Origin of the sequence: Pilibacter termitis, from assembly GCF_900167335.1 — a bacterium.
GTDB lineage: Bacteria > Bacillota > Bacilli > Lactobacillales > Streptococcaceae > Pilibacter > Pilibacter termitis.
The window spans coordinates 1-17,262 of sequence record NZ_FUXI01000043.1 but is presented as its reverse complement, the minus strand read 5'-3'; the positions used below and the strand labels follow the sequence as shown (position 1 = coordinate 17,262).

The following is a 17,262-nucleotide window of genomic DNA, read 5'->3' as shown; positions in this document are numbered from 1 at the left end:
GAGCCACAGCATTTACTTGCTTGAAACTTTAGTTTCAAGTGCTGTTGCGAACAGCGACCAAGTTTCAGCCCCACGTAGCTAGACAAAGAAAAGCGAAGCGTGGCGTTCAGGGTTTTGTCGCAGTGAGCCATGCCATTTACTTGCTTGAAACTTTAGTTTCAAGTGGCATTGCGAACATCGACCCAAACCCTGCCCCACGTAGCTAGACAGAGAAAAGCGAGCGGGGCGTTTTGAAGTCTGTGGCAGTGAGCCGTGCCGTTCACTTGCTGCTACACTTTGTTTCGCATACAGTCTTTCTAAGAATCAAAGATTCTTGAAAGACTAGCATCAAAACGCAAGTTTCGAGCGGCACTGCGAACAGCCACCAGACTTCAGCCCCACGTAGCTAGACAAAAAACGCACAGGTCTCATCCACCTATGCGTTTTTATTTTTTATCAAGAAATTGTTTTTAGAGTTATCCAAAGCACTTTAATTCGCCAAAGAGGAAATGTACTCCAAAAAATGTTTTCCAGCGACAATGAAGAAATTGTCACGTTCCACACCATTTTTGGTTGCCATTGGGTAGCTTTCTTCGTTGTGTTTTTCCAAATAGCCATTTTCGTCCTCGGTCAAATCAATGGTCACTTTGCCTGCGATTGTGTCTTTTTTTACAGGAGCAACGAGAGCTTTTTTCTTTTCAGCTTTGAACACCAGCTTGTAGTTTGTCGTATCCATTCCTTTTGCAATCCACTTTGTTACATCTTCATTCAGAATAAGCGGCACTTGCTTTTCTTTTCCGTCTCTTACAGGAAATGATTTTGCAGCGGGAAATGTAGCCCCTTTTTTCAAAATGACTTCTTGTTTCCAATTTTCAAAGCTATAATCAAGCATTTCTTTTGTAACGGTAAACCTTGCTCCGCTATCTGTCTCAGCGTTATCCGCATCTAGCACGACCGTAATCAATCGCCAACCATTTTTTTCAGCAGTTCCAACGAAACATTGCCCAGCTTTTTCAGTAGTTCCTGTTTTTAAACCGTCAACACCTTCGTATTCATTGCTCATGCCTTTTAGCATCCAGTTCCACGTTTGCATATCTACTCTACTAGCAGTTCCCTCGCCAAAAGGTGCCGTCGTTTTCTTGGTTACCTCCAGCACTTCTGGAAAATCTTCGAGCAAATGACGAGCAACAATCGCAACATCTCTAGCACTCATCAAATTTTCGTCATCTTCTTTTGTCGCAGGATAACGTTGATTTTCTGGCAAATATTCATTGTTCAAGCCTGAGGCGTTAACAAGAAATGCGTCTTTAATGCCCCAAGATTTCACTTTTTCACGCATTAAATCGACAAATTTCTGCTCGCTTCCGCCAACTTTTTCAGCGAGTGCTACCGCACTAGAATTAGCTGAGGCAATCAAAGCACTGTCGTACAGCTCTTTGATTGTGTAACTCGCTCCTTTTTCCATTGGCACACCGCTTAATCGCATATCCGTGGAAAGTGAATAAGCATAATCGCTAATAGTTACACGTTCGTCCCATGTTAATTTTCCGTTTTTTATCTGCTCCAAAGTCAAATAAGCGGTCAAAATTTTCGTCATACTTGCAATACCACGAGGAGTATCTATATCTTTTCCATAGAGGATTTTCCCCGTTTTGTAATCAACAGAAATCGCAGATTCCGCTGCCGCCTCAAAGATTTCCATATCAGCAAAACTCTTTGTCGGAACAGCAAAAGTAGTAGAAAAAGTAGCCGCAGCTACAAAAGTTATCATTATTTTTTTTAATTTAGTGAATTTCATATCCTATCTCCTAATACAAACAAGTTTTCTCATTACGAACAAGTAGTTCCATTTTAACAAAAAAGAAACATTTCTGCAATCTGTTTTGCGAGGTTTTAACAAAAAGGTAAAGAGCTATGAGTATAAAATTATAAAACGTTTACTTGAAAAAATTGATATAGTAAATTATAATTTTACTATTGGCTTGAGAATAATGTAAAGGTAGATGAAAACAATGCAAACAATCGTACAAACAACTAACTTAACTAAACAATATAAAAATTTCAAAGCACTAGATGAAGTTTCAATTAATATCCAAAAAGGAGATATTTACGGCTTTATCGGAAAAAATGGTGCAGGGAAAACAACACTTATTCGTTTACTTGCAGGATTGATTGATGCAACAAGTGGTGAAGTTTCCTATCAAAAAACAGGAATGAAAATAGGAGCAGTAATTGAATCGCCTGCTTGCTATCCTTATCTTTCAGCAAAAGATAACTTGATGTATTACGCTATTCAGCAAAAAAATTAACCATCCAAAACAACGAGTAAATGAAGTTTTAGAATTTATCGGATTAGCTCATACTGGAAAAAAAGTATTCAAGGATTTTTCTCTTGGTATGCGACAACGCTTAGGTCTTGGAGTAGCGATTTTGAATAAACCAGATTTCCTTATCCTAGACGAGCCTGTCAACGGACTGGACCCAGAGGGAATCGTTGAAATTCGTAAAATTATTCAAGAACTAAATCAAGCACATGGAACGACAATTTTGATTTCAAGCCATTTATTGTCAGAACTATCTATGCTCGCCACAAGATACGGCATTATTCATCAAGGGAAAATTGTGAAAGAAATTACGAAAGAAGAATTAGAGCTTGAGTGTAATAGTGAAATTAAACTTTTAACTTCAGATGACGAAAAAACTCACAAAGTTCTAAAAGAGCAAGGGTTTGCCATTCAAAAAGAGAATCAGCAACTTCATATTATACAAGGAATGAGAGAAGATATGGAAAAAATTGGCAAATCATTGTTTGACAAAGGAATTTATATAAAGGAAATGAGCTACAAAGAAGAGCAGTTGGAAGAATATTTCCTAGATTTGATAGGAGGGAAGTAAAATGTCAACATTGAAAGCAGATATTTATCGCATTTACAAAGGAAAATTAGGGGTTATCTCACTTATTTTCCTCGCACTTATCGGTGTCTTTTTCACTCTGATAAGCAAGGAGAAAAACGCATTTGAGGCACTAAAAGGTGTTTTACAGTTTGGGAATACGCTCCTCCCGATTTTTCTGACGAACATTTTCATGATTGTCTGGGGAAATGAGTTCACCTATCGAACGATTAACAATGTCTTGGTAACAGGGAAAAAGCGGGCAAGTATTTTTACCGTGAAATATTTATTAGCACTCATGCTAACGGTTGTTTTCGCACTTGTTTTCATGACTTCAGCGAGTATTGCGATTTATTTTAAGGTTGGTTCATTTCAAGTAATAGATGTATTGAAAATCTTTGCTGTGCAACTTCCGATTTATTTTGCAATTACCTCGTTTGGTGTGCTTATCTTTATTTTGATACCGACAACATATGTCGCAGTTGCAGTATTTGTTTCACTTGCAATGATAGGGGACAATTTTATTTCTACGCTTATCTCAAGCTATCTCTCAAATTGGGAAAAATTGATCGACACCCTTTTCTTCAAAAACTTACAAATTGTGGTGAATCTAAAAGAAATACCTGAAGAAACACTACGCATAATCATAACAAGCGGCATCATATACGGAATTATAGGCTTTATCATAGCCTACTCACTATTCAACACAAAAGAATTTAAATAAGAAAAGCGAGCGGGGCGTTCTGAAGTCTGTGGCAGAGAGCCGTGCCGTTTACTTGCTTGAAACGAAGTTTCAAGCGGCACTGCGAACAGCCGCCAGACTTCAGCCCCTCACAGCTAGACACAGAAAAGCGAGAGGGGCGTTAAGGAGTTTGTCGCAGTGAGCCATGCCATTTACCTGCCTGAAGCAGAGCTTCAGGTGGCATTGCGAACAGCGACCCAACTCCTGCCCCTCACAGCTAGACAAAGAAAAGCGATCGGGGCGATTTGAAGTCTGTGGCAGAGAGCCCCTCAGAACTAGAAAAGGAGAACTTAAAAATGAAGAAAAAATTATTAATTGTACTTGTCATTGTGCTTGCGTTAGCAGCGGTAGCATTTTCGTCTCTTGGTGGTAGCAAGGCGACAGAGAGTGTTTCAGAAAATTGGACGTTATCAAGCAAAGAAATTAAGAAAATCTTTGTATCTGCTAGAGGGCAAAATGTAGAGATGAAAGTTGAACAAAGTCAAAAGGACAAAACAATGATTCAGCTCGGCGGAAAAGTGACGAAAGACACAAAGAAAAAACTGAAAGACGTATCGCTAAAAAAAGATGAGATAAGTATTCCGCTTAGTGATGATGGTTTTAAAGCATTGACATTGTCTGACCAAGAAAATCCGTTAAAGGTAACAATTTCTCTTGGAAAAGATGTAAAAGCAAAAGAAATCGCACTAGATGTGGATTTAGGTAATGCAATTGTTCAAGTACCGAAAGATTTCAATGGTATTTTTGAAACAAAAATTACACAAGACGGGAAAATAGAAAAAGTACCAGAAACGACAAAAGAAACAGACGACAAACTTTCGGTAAATGTTTCAAATGGAAATATTACCATAGATAAGGAGTAGAAAATGGAAGGAATAACGTACTCGTTTATCCCGAAAACAGAAGAAAAACGTCGTCTGCTAGTGGTGGAAAATACGACAGATAAGGGGGTTGTTGTAACTATTTCCGCCAAAGGAGCAAACAACATGGTTTTAATGTTACTTCCTCACGTCAAGAGAAGAATTGGTGTGCCAGACACGTATCCGACAGAAGTTGTTATTGAATGATATAAGGGAAAATTTAAAAAAGCAGTCGAAAGAATACATTCGACCGCTTATTTTTCTTTTGGTAAAGGTAAGGTGAAAATAAAACTCGTCCAATTTTCATCGCTTTCAGCGTGGATTTTTCCGTTGTGAAGTTCGATAATGTTTTGCGTAATGGCAAGTCCAAGCCCGCTGCCACCAATTTCGGTAGTACGTGCAGTATCTACACGGTAAAAACGGTCAAAGAGGAGATGAAGTTTATCTTCAGGAATTTTTTCGCCATTATTTCGCACGATTACGTTGACTTCGCCCTCGCCTTTTTCTAATAAAAGCTGGATAATGCTTGCCTTGCGTCCATACTTGAACGCATTACTCAAGAGATTTTCAAATACACGCACCAATTTTTCAGCATCAGCCTCGATAGGAATATGCTCTTGATTGCCTGCCACTTGAATTTCCACCTGATGTTTTTCCGCCTCAAGCTCAAAGTCAATTGCCACTTGAGCGAGTAAGTTCATCAAATCAAACCTTGTAATGTGCAAATTTGCACTAGGTTGTCGTACTTTTGTATATTCAAACAAGTCCTCTAAAAGTGTCTGCATTTGCTTTGCTTTCGTGTAAGCAGTATGTGCGAAATTCTCAAGCTCTTCATCATTGGAGTAATTTTTTTCTTCGATTAAGCCAAGGTAGCCGATAATCGAAGTCAGAGGTGTGCGAATGTCGTGTGATACATTGGAAATCATCTCATCTTTACTTTTTTCCACTTCACGCTCATCTTCGATTGCCGTCATGGTTGAGTCAACAAGTGAATTGATACTATCAATGACGTTGCCCAAATCGCCGTTTAGTTCAAATGGAATACGGTGGTCGTAATTTCCCATTGAAATATAATGAAGTTCAGCGATAATGTGCCGCAGCTGCATTTGATGATAACGACGTCGCAATCGCCAATAAACCACCACGACATCAATGATAATCAAAAGAGCAATCAAAAATTTTTGCCAAGAGTAGAAAATGCTACTGTCGAATTTTGCGACAAACCAACGTTTAAAAGAGAAAATCACATTGACCAAATCATCGTTGTTGCTGACAATCATTGAAAGAATCATGAGAATGGCGATGTTTACCAAGAGCATGATAAGGACGGTAAAAATGCCTTCCGCAAGAAGTTCGCTAATTTCCATGCTTGTCAGCTGAATCCTGCGATTGCTTTCTGGTGAGGAGTTGGCAAATCTACGCTTCTGCTTCAATTTTGTACCCCACACCCCAGACTGTTTGAATAACTTTCTCTCCGTCTGTCGCCTCTAAAATCTTATCACGCAAATGAGAAACGTGTACCATAACAGTTTTGGCAGAAACGACATTTTCCTGTTGCCAAACCTTTTCAAAAATTTCTTCTGCACTAAATACTTTTCCAGCGTGTGTAGCAAGCAAATACAAAATACCAAATTCGAGAGCGGTTAACTGAATGGGTTCACCTTCGATAGTTTTAACGGTATGCGATTCTTTGTTAATCACGAGAGGACCAATTTCTAGCTCGCTTGCCTCGTGAACAGATTCTTGCACTTTTGTTCTGCGTAAAATGGATTTGACACGTGCCATAATTTCCAGAGCGTTGAACGGTTTGGTTACATAATCATCTGCTCCTACGACAAGACCACGGATTTTATCCATATCTTCCGTTTTAGCGGTCAAGAAAATAACAGGCACTTGTGAAGATTTTCTAAGTTCCTTGACAACTTTCATTCCGTCCATTTTGGGCATCATAATATCCAAAATCAAAAGCCCGATTTCCTTATCGCTCAACGCAATTTTCAAAGCCTCCTCGCCGTCAAACGCTTTGACAGGCTCATACCCTTCATTTTTCAAATAGATAGAAAGAAGATTCACAATCTCCAATTCATCATCTGCAACTAATATTTTCATAGAAAAACCCTCCAAAAGTTATTGAATCAGTATAATATAAGTATATTTTATCAGAAAAGAGCTAGAACTGAAAATTTATTCGTCTTTTCTTGTGGAAAGTTATATAAAGTTTAAGAGATTGGTTGTTCTTTTCGTTGGCATCTACTTTATTCAATAAAGGATACCTCTAAAATGTCGATGAATATTTACGCCTAGAAAGGTTTGGCGTGGAGGGATAAATCTGATATAATGCAAAGTATACGAGCAATGGTGTTAAAAAAAGGAAGTTAAATATATGAAAAAAATAACCATTAAAGATGTAGCAAAGGCAGCGGGAGTTTCAGTAAGTGCGGTATCTCGTGTATTCAATGATTATGAGGACATTAGCACAGAAACAAAGGAAAAGGTATTGCAAGTTGCCAAACAGTTGAAATATGTGCCAAATAGCGCAGCAAGACATTTGTCTGCAAAAAATAAAAAGACCATTGCGCTAATTTTGAATGAAATCAATGTCACTCGTGGGGTGGCAATGCCACTTGAGATTTTAAGTGCTGTAATTGATTATCTTGATAGGACAGAATATGAATTTGTATTATATGCAACCAATACGAAAAAACAAAAAGAAAAAACGCTTTTTCAATTTTGTAATGAGCATGATATTACAGGGATTCTCATACAAGGCTTGCGAGTAGGGGATCCTTATTATTTAGAGTTGAAAACATTTGATTTACCAACAGTTGCCCTTGAATTAGACATTGAAAATGAAAAAGTTGGAAAAGTAAGTACAGACAATGAAAAGGCGGCAATGGAAGTAACTCAATATTTACAGGATATTGGGTATAAAAAAATTCTCTTCATCAATGGGCGAAAAGGTGCTGCAGTTTCTATTGCACGTGAGAAAGGATATAGGTGTGCAGTTGAAACTCCTCATATTATTTATGCAGATTATGATGAGGAAATTGCTTATAAAAAGACGTTGGAGTTGCTTGAAGACCTCCAATTTGATGCGATATTTGCAGCAAGTGACATGATGGCAATTGGTGTGATAAAAGCGCTACGAACAAAAAAACTAGAGAAAAAAATAGCTGTAGTAGGGTTTGATGACATTACACTTGCAAGTTATATAACGCCTTCGTTGACAACCATTCGGCAAAATATCCCTAAAATCGCAACAGATGCAACAAAAGATTTGATTCGGCTAATTGAAAAAAAAGTGGTGAAAAATCGTTTTGTACCGTATGAATTGATTATCAGAGAAAGCACGCCTGAAAAAGAGTAGTTGTTTTTTTGGGTGTGTTTTGTATACCAATGATTATTATAGTACGTTAACAAAATAAAGTAGGAGAGAGAATTTTTTTAGGAATCAGAAGAAATTTGATATGTATGTAGTAAATTAGCAAAACAAGTAAACAAGCCTATAAATCACCATTTTCCACACACATACTTACTCATAGGGAATGAAAAGCAAACAAAAAATAAAAAAGTGTTTACAAACAATTTTTTTTAGTTTATAATAACATAAGCTAAAACGATTTAGTAAGGAGCGCATCATGAAACGTATTCTGTTTATCCAAAGAAGTTTATCAACTGTAATAGATTTGATTATCGTATACGTTCCGAGCTTACTTCTTGCAAATATCTTTATGCCAGATCTTGCGAATTTAGTCTCAGCTATGCTTTTTATTCTCTATAACATTGTTGCCGTCACTCATTTTTCAGGACAGACAATGGGGAAACACTTTGCAAAATTAGAAGTGGTAGAAGTAAACCATAGTATTATGGCAGTAAGTATAAGAGAGGGAGCGAAACTATTGTACTTTTTGCCTTTCATGGTAGGGTGCGTATTTTTAATGATAAGCATAGGAAACTTTATTTTTAAAGGAAAGTTTTTACATGATTGGATTGGGAAAAGTGATGTGGTTTTCTTAAAAACATCTTAGCTAAATTGATTTTTTGTAGGCTTAACTAAAACGTTTTAGTTTGACGGAAAAGTAAATTTTTGAAAGGAGAACGTATGTTCCAAGCAGTATTATTCGATTTAGACGGTGTAATTTGCGATACAGCAGAGTATCACTACCAAGCATGGAAACAGTTGGCTGAAGAAATTGGGATTCAGGGAGTTACACGTAAATTCAATGAACAATTAAAAGGGGTTTCACGAGAAGAAAGTCTGAAAAGAATTTTAGACTTGGAGGGAAAACGTGAATTTTACTCTGATGAAGAATTTTCTTCCTTGATGAAACGGAAAAATGATGGTTATGTACAAATGATAGAAAACGTAACAAAAGAAGATGTTTATCCAGGCATCGAATTTCTCCTCACGCAATTAAAAAAGAAAGGGATAAAAATTGCTTTGGCATCAGCCTCTAAAAATGCACCATTCTTACTAGAAAAAATGCAACTTCGAGAATATTTTGATGCAATCGCCAATCCAAACGAAGTGAAATCGAGCAAACCTGCACCAGATATTTTCCTATTGGCAGCAGAAATGGTGGGGGTAGAAATTGTAGAAAGTATCGGAGTGGAAGATGCAATAGCAGGAATTGAGGCAATCAAAAGTGCAGGTGCCCTTCCCATTGGAGTAGGAAGAAAAGAGGATTTAGGCGAGGATATTTCGCTTGTTTCTTCGACAAGTGATTTAACAATAGAATTTTTAGAAAGAGCATGGGCGGAAAAAAGATGACAGCAAAGATGAACTACGATTTTAAAGATGATTGGTTAATCGAGCAACTAGGGTTTGACAGTCGATATTTAGGAAAAACAGAGGCGATTATGGCTTTAGGAAATGGCTATATGGGTAGCCGTAGTAGTGAAGAAGAATCCTATACAACGGAAAAAAGAGATACTTTTGTAGCAGGCACTTTCAATCAATTTGATGAAAATGAAGTGACAGAACTCCCAAATGTCCCTGATTTTTGGAAAATGGAGATGCTGATTAATGGAGAACACCTCTCGCTTGAAAAAGGAGAAGTGGAAAGCTATTCTAAAACTTTGAATTTAAAAAATGGTGAATTGACTAGAAAGTTTATTTGGTCATACAAAGACATCAAACTTGAATTACTTTTTTCTCGATTTGTTTCAATGGCACGAAAGCATTATTTTTCCAGTAAAGTAGAAATAAAAAATCTTTCAAAAGAAAAAGTCAATGTACAAATCAGAAGTGGGATTGACGGACAGATGACAAACTCTGGCAGTCAGCATTTTACAGAGGGCGAAAAAGGTTTGGTTGATGGAAAATATATGCAAATGATGCCTCAAACGAGCCAATCAAAAATTGATTTTGTATTGACTGCTACACATCAATTAAAGGCAGAACATTTATCCGAACGGATTGAAATGGGAAGACGTCAGATTTTGATGAATTACTTTTTTGAAATTGCCCCCAACACTCAGGCTATTTTAGAAAAAAGAGGGAGTATTTACACGTCCATAGACAAAGAGGTAAAAGACTCTTCTGTAAAAGGGTTAAGAGAGCTTGCTGTATCAGAAATGAAAGCAGTAGAAGAAAAAAGTTTTTCTAGCTTGCTAAAAGAAAGCGAAGAAAAGTGGCAAGAAATTTGGCAAAAACATCCGATAGAAATCCACTCAGAAGATAGAAAAGATCAGCTTGCAATTCGCTTTGCTAAATATCATTTACACGTTATGACACCAGCGCATGACGAAAGAATGAATATAGGGGCAAAAGGGCTTTCTGGTGAGGGGTATAAAGGACATACGTTTTGGGATACAGAGATTTTTATGCTCCCTTATTTTACTTTTACACATCCAGAGATAGCGAAAAGTTTGCTTACTTATCGATATTTAGGCTTGGATGGAGCACATAAAAAAGCACAGGAAAATGGTTATATAGGAGCGCAATATCCGTGGGAGGCAGCATGGCCGACAGATGGGGAAGTGACACCTGTCTGGGGAGCTGCTGACATTATTACAGGGCAAGCGACAAAAATTTGGTCAGGATTTATTGAACAGCATATAACCAGTGATGTTGCGTTTGGTGTCAAACAATATCTTGATGTAACAGGAGACCGTGCATTCAAAGAAGAAAAAGGGTATGAAATTCTTTTAGATACAGCGAAATTCTGGGCAAGTCGTTTAGAGTATAATAAAGAGAAAGATTATTATGAGATAAAAGACGTCATAGGGCCAGATGAATACAAAGAACATATTCATAATAATGCTTATACCAATTACACTGCACACTGGAATGTGAACTTTGCGATCCAATTAGCAAAAAAATTGGCAAAATCCCATGTGGAATTGTACAAAAAACTCGATGAAAAACTCGATTTATCCACGATTATTCCTGAGTTAGAGAAAAAATTGCCGAAAATATTTTTGCCCACTCCAACAAAAGAGGGGATTATTCCACAAGATGATACCTATCTTGAGAAGAAGATTTTAGATTTAACAAAATACAAGGCAGCAGACGGAGTGGATAGCTTGTTCCATGATTACAATTTGGAGCAAGTAAATGAGATGCAAATCACCAAACAGGCAGATGTCCTTTTGCTTTTGCTCTTGTTTGAGGGACTGTTTGAAAAAGAGTTGAAACTCAAGAATTTTGAATACTACGAGCCTAAAACAACGCATGACAGTTCATTGAGTTTGTCGACGCACGCGATTCTCTCAGCTGATTTAGGGAAAATAGAAGAAAGCTATGAATTTTTCAAAAAAGCAATCAATATTGACATGGGTGAGTATATGAAGTCATCAGATGACGGTATTCACGCAGCAAGCCTTGGTGGTATATGGCAAATGGTTGTATTCGGCTATGGTGGAGTTCGCATGGTAAATGGTAGACTTAGAATTGAGCCACATCTGCCAAGTACGTGGGATAAATTAACGTTTGGTTTTGATTACTTAGGAGAGTCTATCCATGTAGAAATCTCAAAAGAAGAAATGGTGGTTACAAAAAAAGAGAATGGCAACAATATTACTTTCTGGTATAAAAATCAGGAAATAACTGTAAAAAATACAATAACAATTTTACTCAAGGAGGAAACAAAACAATGAAAAAATGGACAAAATGGGCTGTAACAGCTTTAGCGCTTGCAACTTTAGTTGCTACGACAGCTTGTGGAAAAAAAGCAGACAATGGTGGAAGTGAGACGGATTTTAAAGGAAAGACATTAAAGGTTGGTGTCTGGGGCGGAAATGAGTCTGAGGAGAAGTCTTTGAAAGAATTGGTCAAAAACTTTGAAAGTAAGACTGGAGCAAAAGTTAGCCTAAAAACTTATACAGACTATAATACACAAATACAAACGGATTTAATTGGTAAAACAGCGCCAGATGTGTTTTATGTCGATAGTTCTTATTATCCTTTCTTAGCCGAAAAAGGTGCGTTAGCGAAATTGGATAAAAAAGCGTTTGATTCAGATAAATACTATGAAAATTTGGTAAAAGCATTCTCTACTAAGGGGGAAATGTATGCAGTGCCGAAGGATTTCTCTACACTGGCTTTATATAAAAATACCGAAATGTTTGAAGATGTAGGTGTAGACCCAGCAAGTGTTCCAACATCTTATGAAGAATTGGTCAAATGGTTGCCAGCATTTCAAGAAAAATTGGACGCAAAATATGGAAAAGGCAAAGTCTATGCGATGAGTTACACTGCAGAATTATCACGTTCTTATCATTTGGCGGCTCGTGATGGTGCAGAACCAATCAAAGAAGACGGTCAACCCAACCTTGCAGACAAAAAAGTCGTAAGCAATCTTTCTATTTTGAAAGAGTTAGTAGATACAAAAGCAGTTGTCACACCACAAGAAATTGGTGCAGGTTGGAATGGTGAGGCATTTGGGACGAAAAAAATTGCAATGATGGACGAAGGAAACTGGGTGTATCAAACGCTTAAAACAGAGTTCTCAGATGTGAAATTCACAGTATCTCCAATGGAAACCTACAAGTCAACAGAAGGTGGTATGATGTATTCTGTTGGGTGGGGGAAATATGCTGGAACCAAACAAAGTGCTTTAGCTGATGAGTGGATTAAGTATGTTACTGGAGTAGATGGCATGACACTTTGGGTAAATGGGACAGGCACACTTCCAGCTCGTGAAGATGTCGCAGAAACCGCTGAACTTTCTAAAAATGAAGACTTAAAAGTACATTTATCTGCAGTTGACTACTCTACTGTATGGCAAAAAGGAACGAGTTTGACGACAATCAATACAGCATATATGAACTATTGGCCTGAGGCAGCAAGTGGTAAAATTTCATTAGAAGAAGCAATGAAAAAAGCAGATAAACAAGCCGAAGATGATATTGCAAAATCTAAATAAAAGGGATTCATTTTAAAGAACCCTAAAAATAGTCAAAGGATTGTTCTATGTTTTGGACATGAATATAGACAATCCTTTTCTTATTAAGTTGAACGTTTCACTTCATATCTTAATGAATAATTTTTCTCTTATATTACAATGGAGGATGAAACTAGACGACAAGGAGTATAGGTATGAACACAAAAAAATCAAAACGTGAGATAAGTGAAATGTTACAAGGATATGTCTTTATTGCGCCAGCAATACTCATTTTACTTGTTTTTACGATTCTTTCTGTATTGTTTTCGGTTTATCTTTCATTTAATAAAGTAGACTTATTTACAGGAGAATACACGTGGAATAATTTTCAAAACTATATCAATATTTTTTCTGATCCAAGAACGGTTATAGCTTTAAAAAACACAGCTGTCTTTGCGGCATTTGTTGTGCCTATTCAAACGATTATTTCTTTGGTTATGGCGTATGTCTTGGCAAGTCGAGATGTGAAAGGGAAAAAACTATTTCGTATGATTTATTTTCTTCCCACATTGACAAGTTCTTCAGCATTGACCATTATTTTTATGTTTTTATTCAATATCAACGGTCCGTTCAATCAATTTTTCATGAGTATAGGGTTGTACCACTCTCCGATTAATTTTTTGCAAGAACCTCAATATGCGCTAAAGGTCATTATGGCGATGAATATTTGGTCAACTGTTCCGTATTTTATGACGATTTACCTTGCAAGTCTTGTCGATTTGCCACAGTCTTTGTATGAGGCAGCAGAAATTGATGGTGCTAGTGCTTTTCAAAAATTTCGCTATATTACCATTCCTTATCTACGACCTATTACAACCTTTGTATTGCTCTCAGGGATTATTGGGACATTTCAAATGTTTGACCAAGCTTATATTTTCAGCAATGGTAGCGGAGGACCGAATAATTCGACCCTCACATTATCGTTATTGATTTATCAAAATGCTTTTGGACAAATGCCGACCATGGGGTTTGCAGCAGCATTGGCGTTGTTATTGGCAATACTCATCTTTATTGTCAGTCGAATTGCTGAAAAATTGAACAGCAATGAAAAGAGATAGTGTGAAAGGAGAGAAAAAATGAAGAGAACCAAAAAAGAAAAAATAATGAAAATACTGCTTTACAGTATTTTGATAGCTTATGCATTTGCGACTTTTTATCCGTTTATTTGGGCATTGGTTGCAAGTTTTAAACCATTAAGAGAAATTGTTTCTGGCGGAATGAATTTATTTGGTGGGGAGTTTACGCTGGCAAATTATGAATACATTTTAGGTCGAAGTGAAAATTTTGGCAAATGGTTTTTTAACTCATTGATTGTTTCGATTATTGGGACTGCAATCAATTTGTTTTTAAATACTATGGCAGGATACGCTTTGGCTAGGTTAAATTTCCCAGGGCGAAACAGGATTTATTGGGGAATGCTTGCCATGATGATGGTGCCAAGCCAAGTGCTATTAATTCCCAACTACTTGATTATTTCCAATCTAGGAATGAAAGATAGTTTTTCAGCTTTAATTTTACCAGCTGCGATCAATCTAGGAAATATTTTCATGATGCGCCAGTTTTTCTTGAGTTTTCCAAAAGATGTAGAGGAGGCAGCAGTCATTGACGGGTTATCAAAAACAGGCGTATTCTTTAGAATCGTTATGCCAATGGCAAAACCGAGTATTTCGACCCAAGCAGTATTTGTCTTTATGGGATTTTGGAATGAATTTTTAAAGCCAATGCTATACATGACAACTCCGTCAAAATATACATTGACACTAGGACTACAGACATTTAAATCACAAAATGCAGGGCAACGCTGGGATCAGATTATGCCAGCAAGTATTATTTCCATTGTTCCAATTGTGATTTTATATATTATTTTCAACAAATACTTTTTACAAGGTGTTAGAATGGACGGAGAAAAATGAATAAGGAATTTCAATTGACTTTAGATGATGTAGGCAGTAACGGAAATCAAAATATTGAAACGTTATTCGCTTTGGCAAATGGCTTTTTAGGTGTAAGAGCAAGTTTGCCAATTGCAGAAGAAGGGTGCAATGCGGGGAGTTTTGTGAATGGTTTTTATGAAACAAGCGACATCACTTATGGTGAGAATGCTTATGGTTATGCCAAGCAACATCAAACCATGGTGAAATTATTTGACTTTCGCACGATTGAGTTGAAAATAAATGACTGTGATAAATTTACTCTAAGTTCTCGTCAGATGAATTTGGATATGGGAAAAGGGGTTTTGCAAGAAAAATATGTTTACACAACATCTTTGAATCAAGAAGTGCAAATAGAAATTGAAAGTTTTGCAAGTCATAAAAATCGGAGTGTCTATGCGCAAAAATGGAGAATTATGCCACTGAATTTTTCTGGCACAATAGGTGTAAACAAGCAAGCAGTGCACATTCAGCCTAATAAAGTGCGAGAAGATGATCCCAGAAAAAAAGAATCCAGTGCAGCATTGCAAATAGATGAAGAAAAAGTACAGACAAAAAATAGCGGACAAATTTTGTATTATCGTTTTGATGATTATCAAAGTGAAAAGCTAGTAGAGATTGGGGAAGAAATATCCTTTGTACAGTGTTATGAAATGTCTAAGACACCACTTTCTTCTATAAAAATAGATTACGAAGTAATGAAAGAGGCGCAACAAACGATATTTCAAGATTTTTGGTCGATTTCAGATATTGAGCTGGAAGGAAATGTCCAACTGCAAAAAGGGATACGTTTTAATTTGTTTCACCTCTTCTCATCTGCAGGTCGTGATGGCAAGACGAATTTCAGCGCAAAAGGATTGACTGGTGAAGGATATGAGGGGCATTATTTTTGGGATACAGAGATGTACTTGCTACCATTCTTTATTTTTACACAACCAGAAATAGCGAAAAGTTTACTTCAATATAGAAGAAACATTCTTCCGAAAGCGAAAGAGAGAGCCAGTGAGTTGGGGTATAAAGGAGCGCTATTTACATGGCGAACAATCAATGGCGAAGAAACATCGGCATATTACCCTGCAGGTACAGCACAATTACATATCAATGCTGATATTGCTTATGCATTTGAGTTGTACGAAAAAGTAACTGGAGATACAAAGTTTCTTTCCTCAGCCAAAGATGTGTTGTATGAAACGGCGAGATTTTGGTTGGACTATGGTTTTTACAGTAAGCGTGGATTTGAATTGCATGAGGTAACAGGACCAGATGAATATACTGCATTGGTAAACAATAATTATTACACGAATCAAATGGCGAAAAATAATTTATACTACGCAGTAAAACTTGCAAATCAATACCAAGAATATGTAGAAGAAGCTGTCGATTGGAAAAAAGCAGCAGATGCTATGTTTGTTGGATATGATGAGGAGAAGAAGTTGACAAAGCAAGATGATAGCTTTTTAGAAAAGGAAAAATGGCATTTCGAGCAGACGCCAAAAGAGAAATACCCATTACTTCTTCATTACCACCCAATGAAAATTTATAAGTATCAAGTGTTGAAACAAGCAGATGTTTTGCTTGCCCACATGCTGTTTCCTAGAGGAGTAGAACAGGAAAAACGTGATTTTGATTATTATGAACCTCTCACGACGCATGATAGCTCGTTGTCAAAAGCAATTTATGGTGTTGTAGCTAGTCGCATTGGATATGAAAAGAAAGCATATGATTTCTTTAAAGAATCAGCGATCATGGACTTGGAAGATACGCACGAAAATGCGAATCATGGGATCCATGCGGCAAATATGGGTGGTTGTTGGCTAGGGTTAATTTATGGGTTTGCAGGTTTGCGTGTGGAAGGTGAAGAGATCGTATTTCACAATCATCTACCAAAAGAGTTTACTTCGCTAAAATTTCGCTATCTTCATAAAGGAAATGTTCAGGAAGTAGTGCTTACGCAAGACGAAAAGACAAATGGGGACTTTGGGAGTAGCTGAAGCGATTGTTTGGAAAAAGCCTTATGAAATTCAATAAACTTCATAAGGCTTTTTCCAAACAACTTATTTCTTCCCAATCCCCGTCACATTATCCAACTCTGTCCGCACGATTAACACATCACAAGGTGCATGGCGAATGACGTATTCTGATACACTTCCTACCAATAAACGCTCAATTGCATTCAATCCAGTGGCTCCGAGCATAATCAAGTCCACTTGTTGCTCTACTGGAATTTGGCGAGCCAAAACGCTCTTAGGACTTCCGTATTCCACGACAGTCACGACTTCCGATACACCCATTTCAAGTGCTTGATTTTTGTAATCATTCAATGTTTGTTGTGCCAATTCTTGTGCCTGTTCAGCTAACGTGCCGTCAAAACTTGCGACCGTCTGAAACGCTCGTGTGTCAATGACGTGTGCCAAAACTAATTTTCCTTCGTTTCGCAATGCCACATTGACCGCTTTTTGAAACGCCACCTC

General features: G+C 37.2%; 19 protein-coding genes and 1 pseudogene. 16 read left to right on the top strand and 4 right to left on the bottom strand.

Annotated elements, in window-relative coordinates:
* Positions 1 to 38 precede the first annotated feature (38 nt).
* Entirely contained in the window at positions 39 to 206 is a 168-nt protein-coding gene (locus B5D30_RS13895) for a hypothetical protein (RefSeq protein ID WP_159443334.1), read from the top strand.
* A gap of 263 nt (positions 207 to 469) precedes the next feature.
* Here B5D30_RS13895 and B5D30_RS12440 read toward each other — a convergent pair whose 3' ends face one another.
* A complete protein-coding gene (locus tag B5D30_RS12440) occupies positions 470 to 1,777 on the bottom strand; it encodes a serine hydrolase (RefSeq protein ID WP_200806742.1) in 1,308 nt (435 codons plus the stop codon).
* A gap of 214 nt (positions 1,778 to 1,991) precedes the next feature.
* On the opposite strand from B5D30_RS12440, the gene B5D30_RS14170 reads away from it, so the two are divergent.
* From B5D30_RS14170 to B5D30_RS12420, 7 genes and pseudogenes are all read left to right on the top strand, one after another.
* Positions 1,992 to 2,288, top strand: coding sequence for an ATP-binding cassette domain-containing protein (locus B5D30_RS14170; protein WP_268802129.1), 297 nt, complete (start codon positions 1,992 to 1,994; stop codon positions 2,286 to 2,288).
* Positions 2,263 to 2,391 (top strand): annotated as a pseudogene (locus B5D30_RS14430) (ABC transporter ATP-binding protein); the annotation flags it as partial. The gene B5D30_RS14170 and the pseudogene B5D30_RS14430, both read left to right, overlap by 26 nt.
* Before the next feature lie 18 nt (positions 2,392 to 2,409).
* Positions 2,410 to 2,874, top strand: coding sequence for an ATP-binding cassette domain-containing protein (locus B5D30_RS14165; protein ID WP_234984676.1), 465 nt, complete (start codon positions 2,410 to 2,412; stop codon positions 2,872 to 2,874).
* A 1-nt stretch (position 2,875) separates the two neighbouring features.
* The gene (locus B5D30_RS12430; protein ID WP_078808393.1) at positions 2,876 to 3,595 is read left to right on the top strand and encodes a hypothetical protein; all 720 of its coding nucleotides are present in this window, start codon (positions 2,876 to 2,878) and stop codon (positions 3,593 to 3,595) included.
* 28 nt (positions 3,596 to 3,623) lie between these two features.
* On the top strand, positions 3,624 to 3,755 hold the full coding sequence (locus B5D30_RS14400; RefSeq protein ID WP_268802128.1) for a hypothetical protein: 132 nt from the start codon (positions 3,624 to 3,626) through the stop codon (positions 3,753 to 3,755).
* A 154-nt stretch (positions 3,756 to 3,909) separates the two neighbouring features.
* The gene (locus B5D30_RS12425; protein ID WP_078808392.1) at positions 3,910 to 4,476 is read left to right on the top strand and encodes a hypothetical protein; all 567 of its coding nucleotides are present in this window, start codon (positions 3,910 to 3,912) and stop codon (positions 4,474 to 4,476) included.
* 3 nt (positions 4,477 to 4,479) lie between these two features.
* Positions 4,480 to 4,680 (top strand): hypothetical protein, encoded by a 201-nt coding sequence (locus B5D30_RS12420; protein WP_078808391.1) that lies wholly within the window; start codon positions 4,480 to 4,482, stop codon positions 4,678 to 4,680.
* 47 nt (positions 4,681 to 4,727) lie between these two features.
* On the opposite strand, the gene B5D30_RS12415 is transcribed toward B5D30_RS12420, so the two are convergent.
* Both B5D30_RS12415 and B5D30_RS12410 read right to left on the bottom strand, forming a co-directional pair.
* Positions 4,728 to 5,840: a sensor histidine kinase gene (locus B5D30_RS12415; protein ID WP_078808396.1), complete on the bottom strand. Its 1,113-nt coding sequence runs from the start codon at positions 5,838 to 5,840 to the stop codon at positions 4,728 to 4,730.
* A gap of 49 nt (positions 5,841 to 5,889) precedes the next feature.
* Positions 5,890 to 6,582: a response regulator transcription factor gene (locus B5D30_RS12410; protein ID WP_078808390.1), complete on the bottom strand. Its 693-nt coding sequence runs from the start codon at positions 6,580 to 6,582 to the stop codon at positions 5,890 to 5,892.
* A 274-nt stretch (positions 6,583 to 6,856) separates the two neighbouring features.
* Here B5D30_RS12410 and B5D30_RS12405 point away from each other — a divergent pair, with 274 nt between their 5' ends.
* The 8 genes from B5D30_RS12405 (at position 6,857) to B5D30_RS12370 (ending at position 16,782) form a co-directional block, all read left to right on the top strand.
* On the top strand, positions 6,857 to 7,840 hold the full coding sequence (locus B5D30_RS12405; protein WP_078808389.1) for a LacI family DNA-binding transcriptional regulator: 984 nt from the start codon (positions 6,857 to 6,859) through the stop codon (positions 7,838 to 7,840).
* Positions 7,841 to 8,111: 271 nt separating this feature from the next.
* The gene (locus tag B5D30_RS12400; protein ID WP_078808388.1) at positions 8,112 to 8,501 is read left to right on the top strand and encodes an RDD family protein; all 390 of its coding nucleotides are present in this window, start codon (positions 8,112 to 8,114) and stop codon (positions 8,499 to 8,501) included.
* 74 nt (positions 8,502 to 8,575) lie between these two features.
* The gene (gene pgmB, locus B5D30_RS12395) at positions 8,576 to 9,244 is read left to right on the top strand and encodes a beta-phosphoglucomutase (RefSeq protein ID WP_078808387.1); all 669 of its coding nucleotides are present in this window, start codon (positions 8,576 to 8,578) and stop codon (positions 9,242 to 9,244) included.
* Positions 9,241 to 11,574 carry a glycoside hydrolase family 65 protein gene (locus B5D30_RS12390; RefSeq protein ID WP_078808395.1) on the top strand — a complete coding sequence of 778 codons (2,334 nt, stop codon included), beginning with the start codon at positions 9,241 to 9,243 and terminating at the stop codon, positions 11,572 to 11,574. The genes pgmB and B5D30_RS12390 overlap by 4 nt, the downstream gene beginning before the upstream one ends.
* Positions 11,571 to 12,842, top strand: a complete 1,272-nt coding sequence (locus B5D30_RS12385) for a sugar ABC transporter substrate-binding protein (RefSeq protein ID WP_078808386.1) — start codon at positions 11,571 to 11,573, stop codon at positions 12,840 to 12,842. The genes B5D30_RS12390 and B5D30_RS12385 overlap by 4 nt, the downstream gene beginning before the upstream one ends.
* 173 nt (positions 12,843 to 13,015) lie before the next feature.
* On the top strand, positions 13,016 to 13,918 hold the full coding sequence (locus B5D30_RS12380; protein ID WP_078808385.1) for a carbohydrate ABC transporter permease: 903 nt from the start codon (positions 13,016 to 13,018) through the stop codon (positions 13,916 to 13,918).
* An 18-nt stretch (positions 13,919 to 13,936) separates the two neighbouring features.
* Positions 13,937 to 14,773 carry a carbohydrate ABC transporter permease gene (locus B5D30_RS12375; RefSeq protein ID WP_078808384.1) on the top strand — a complete coding sequence of 279 codons (837 nt, stop codon included), beginning with the start codon at positions 13,937 to 13,939 and terminating at the stop codon, positions 14,771 to 14,773.
* On the top strand, positions 14,770 to 16,782 hold the full coding sequence (locus B5D30_RS12370; RefSeq protein ID WP_078808383.1) for a glycoside hydrolase family 65 protein: 2,013 nt from the start codon (positions 14,770 to 14,772) through the stop codon (positions 16,780 to 16,782). The genes B5D30_RS12375 and B5D30_RS12370 overlap by 4 nt, the downstream gene beginning before the upstream one ends.
* A gap of 63 nt (positions 16,783 to 16,845) precedes the next feature.
* Here the strand turns inward: B5D30_RS12370 and B5D30_RS12365 are convergent.
* On the bottom strand, positions 16,846 to 17,262 hold a 417-nt coding region (locus tag B5D30_RS12365; protein ID WP_144399609.1), incomplete at its 5' end, for a universal stress protein.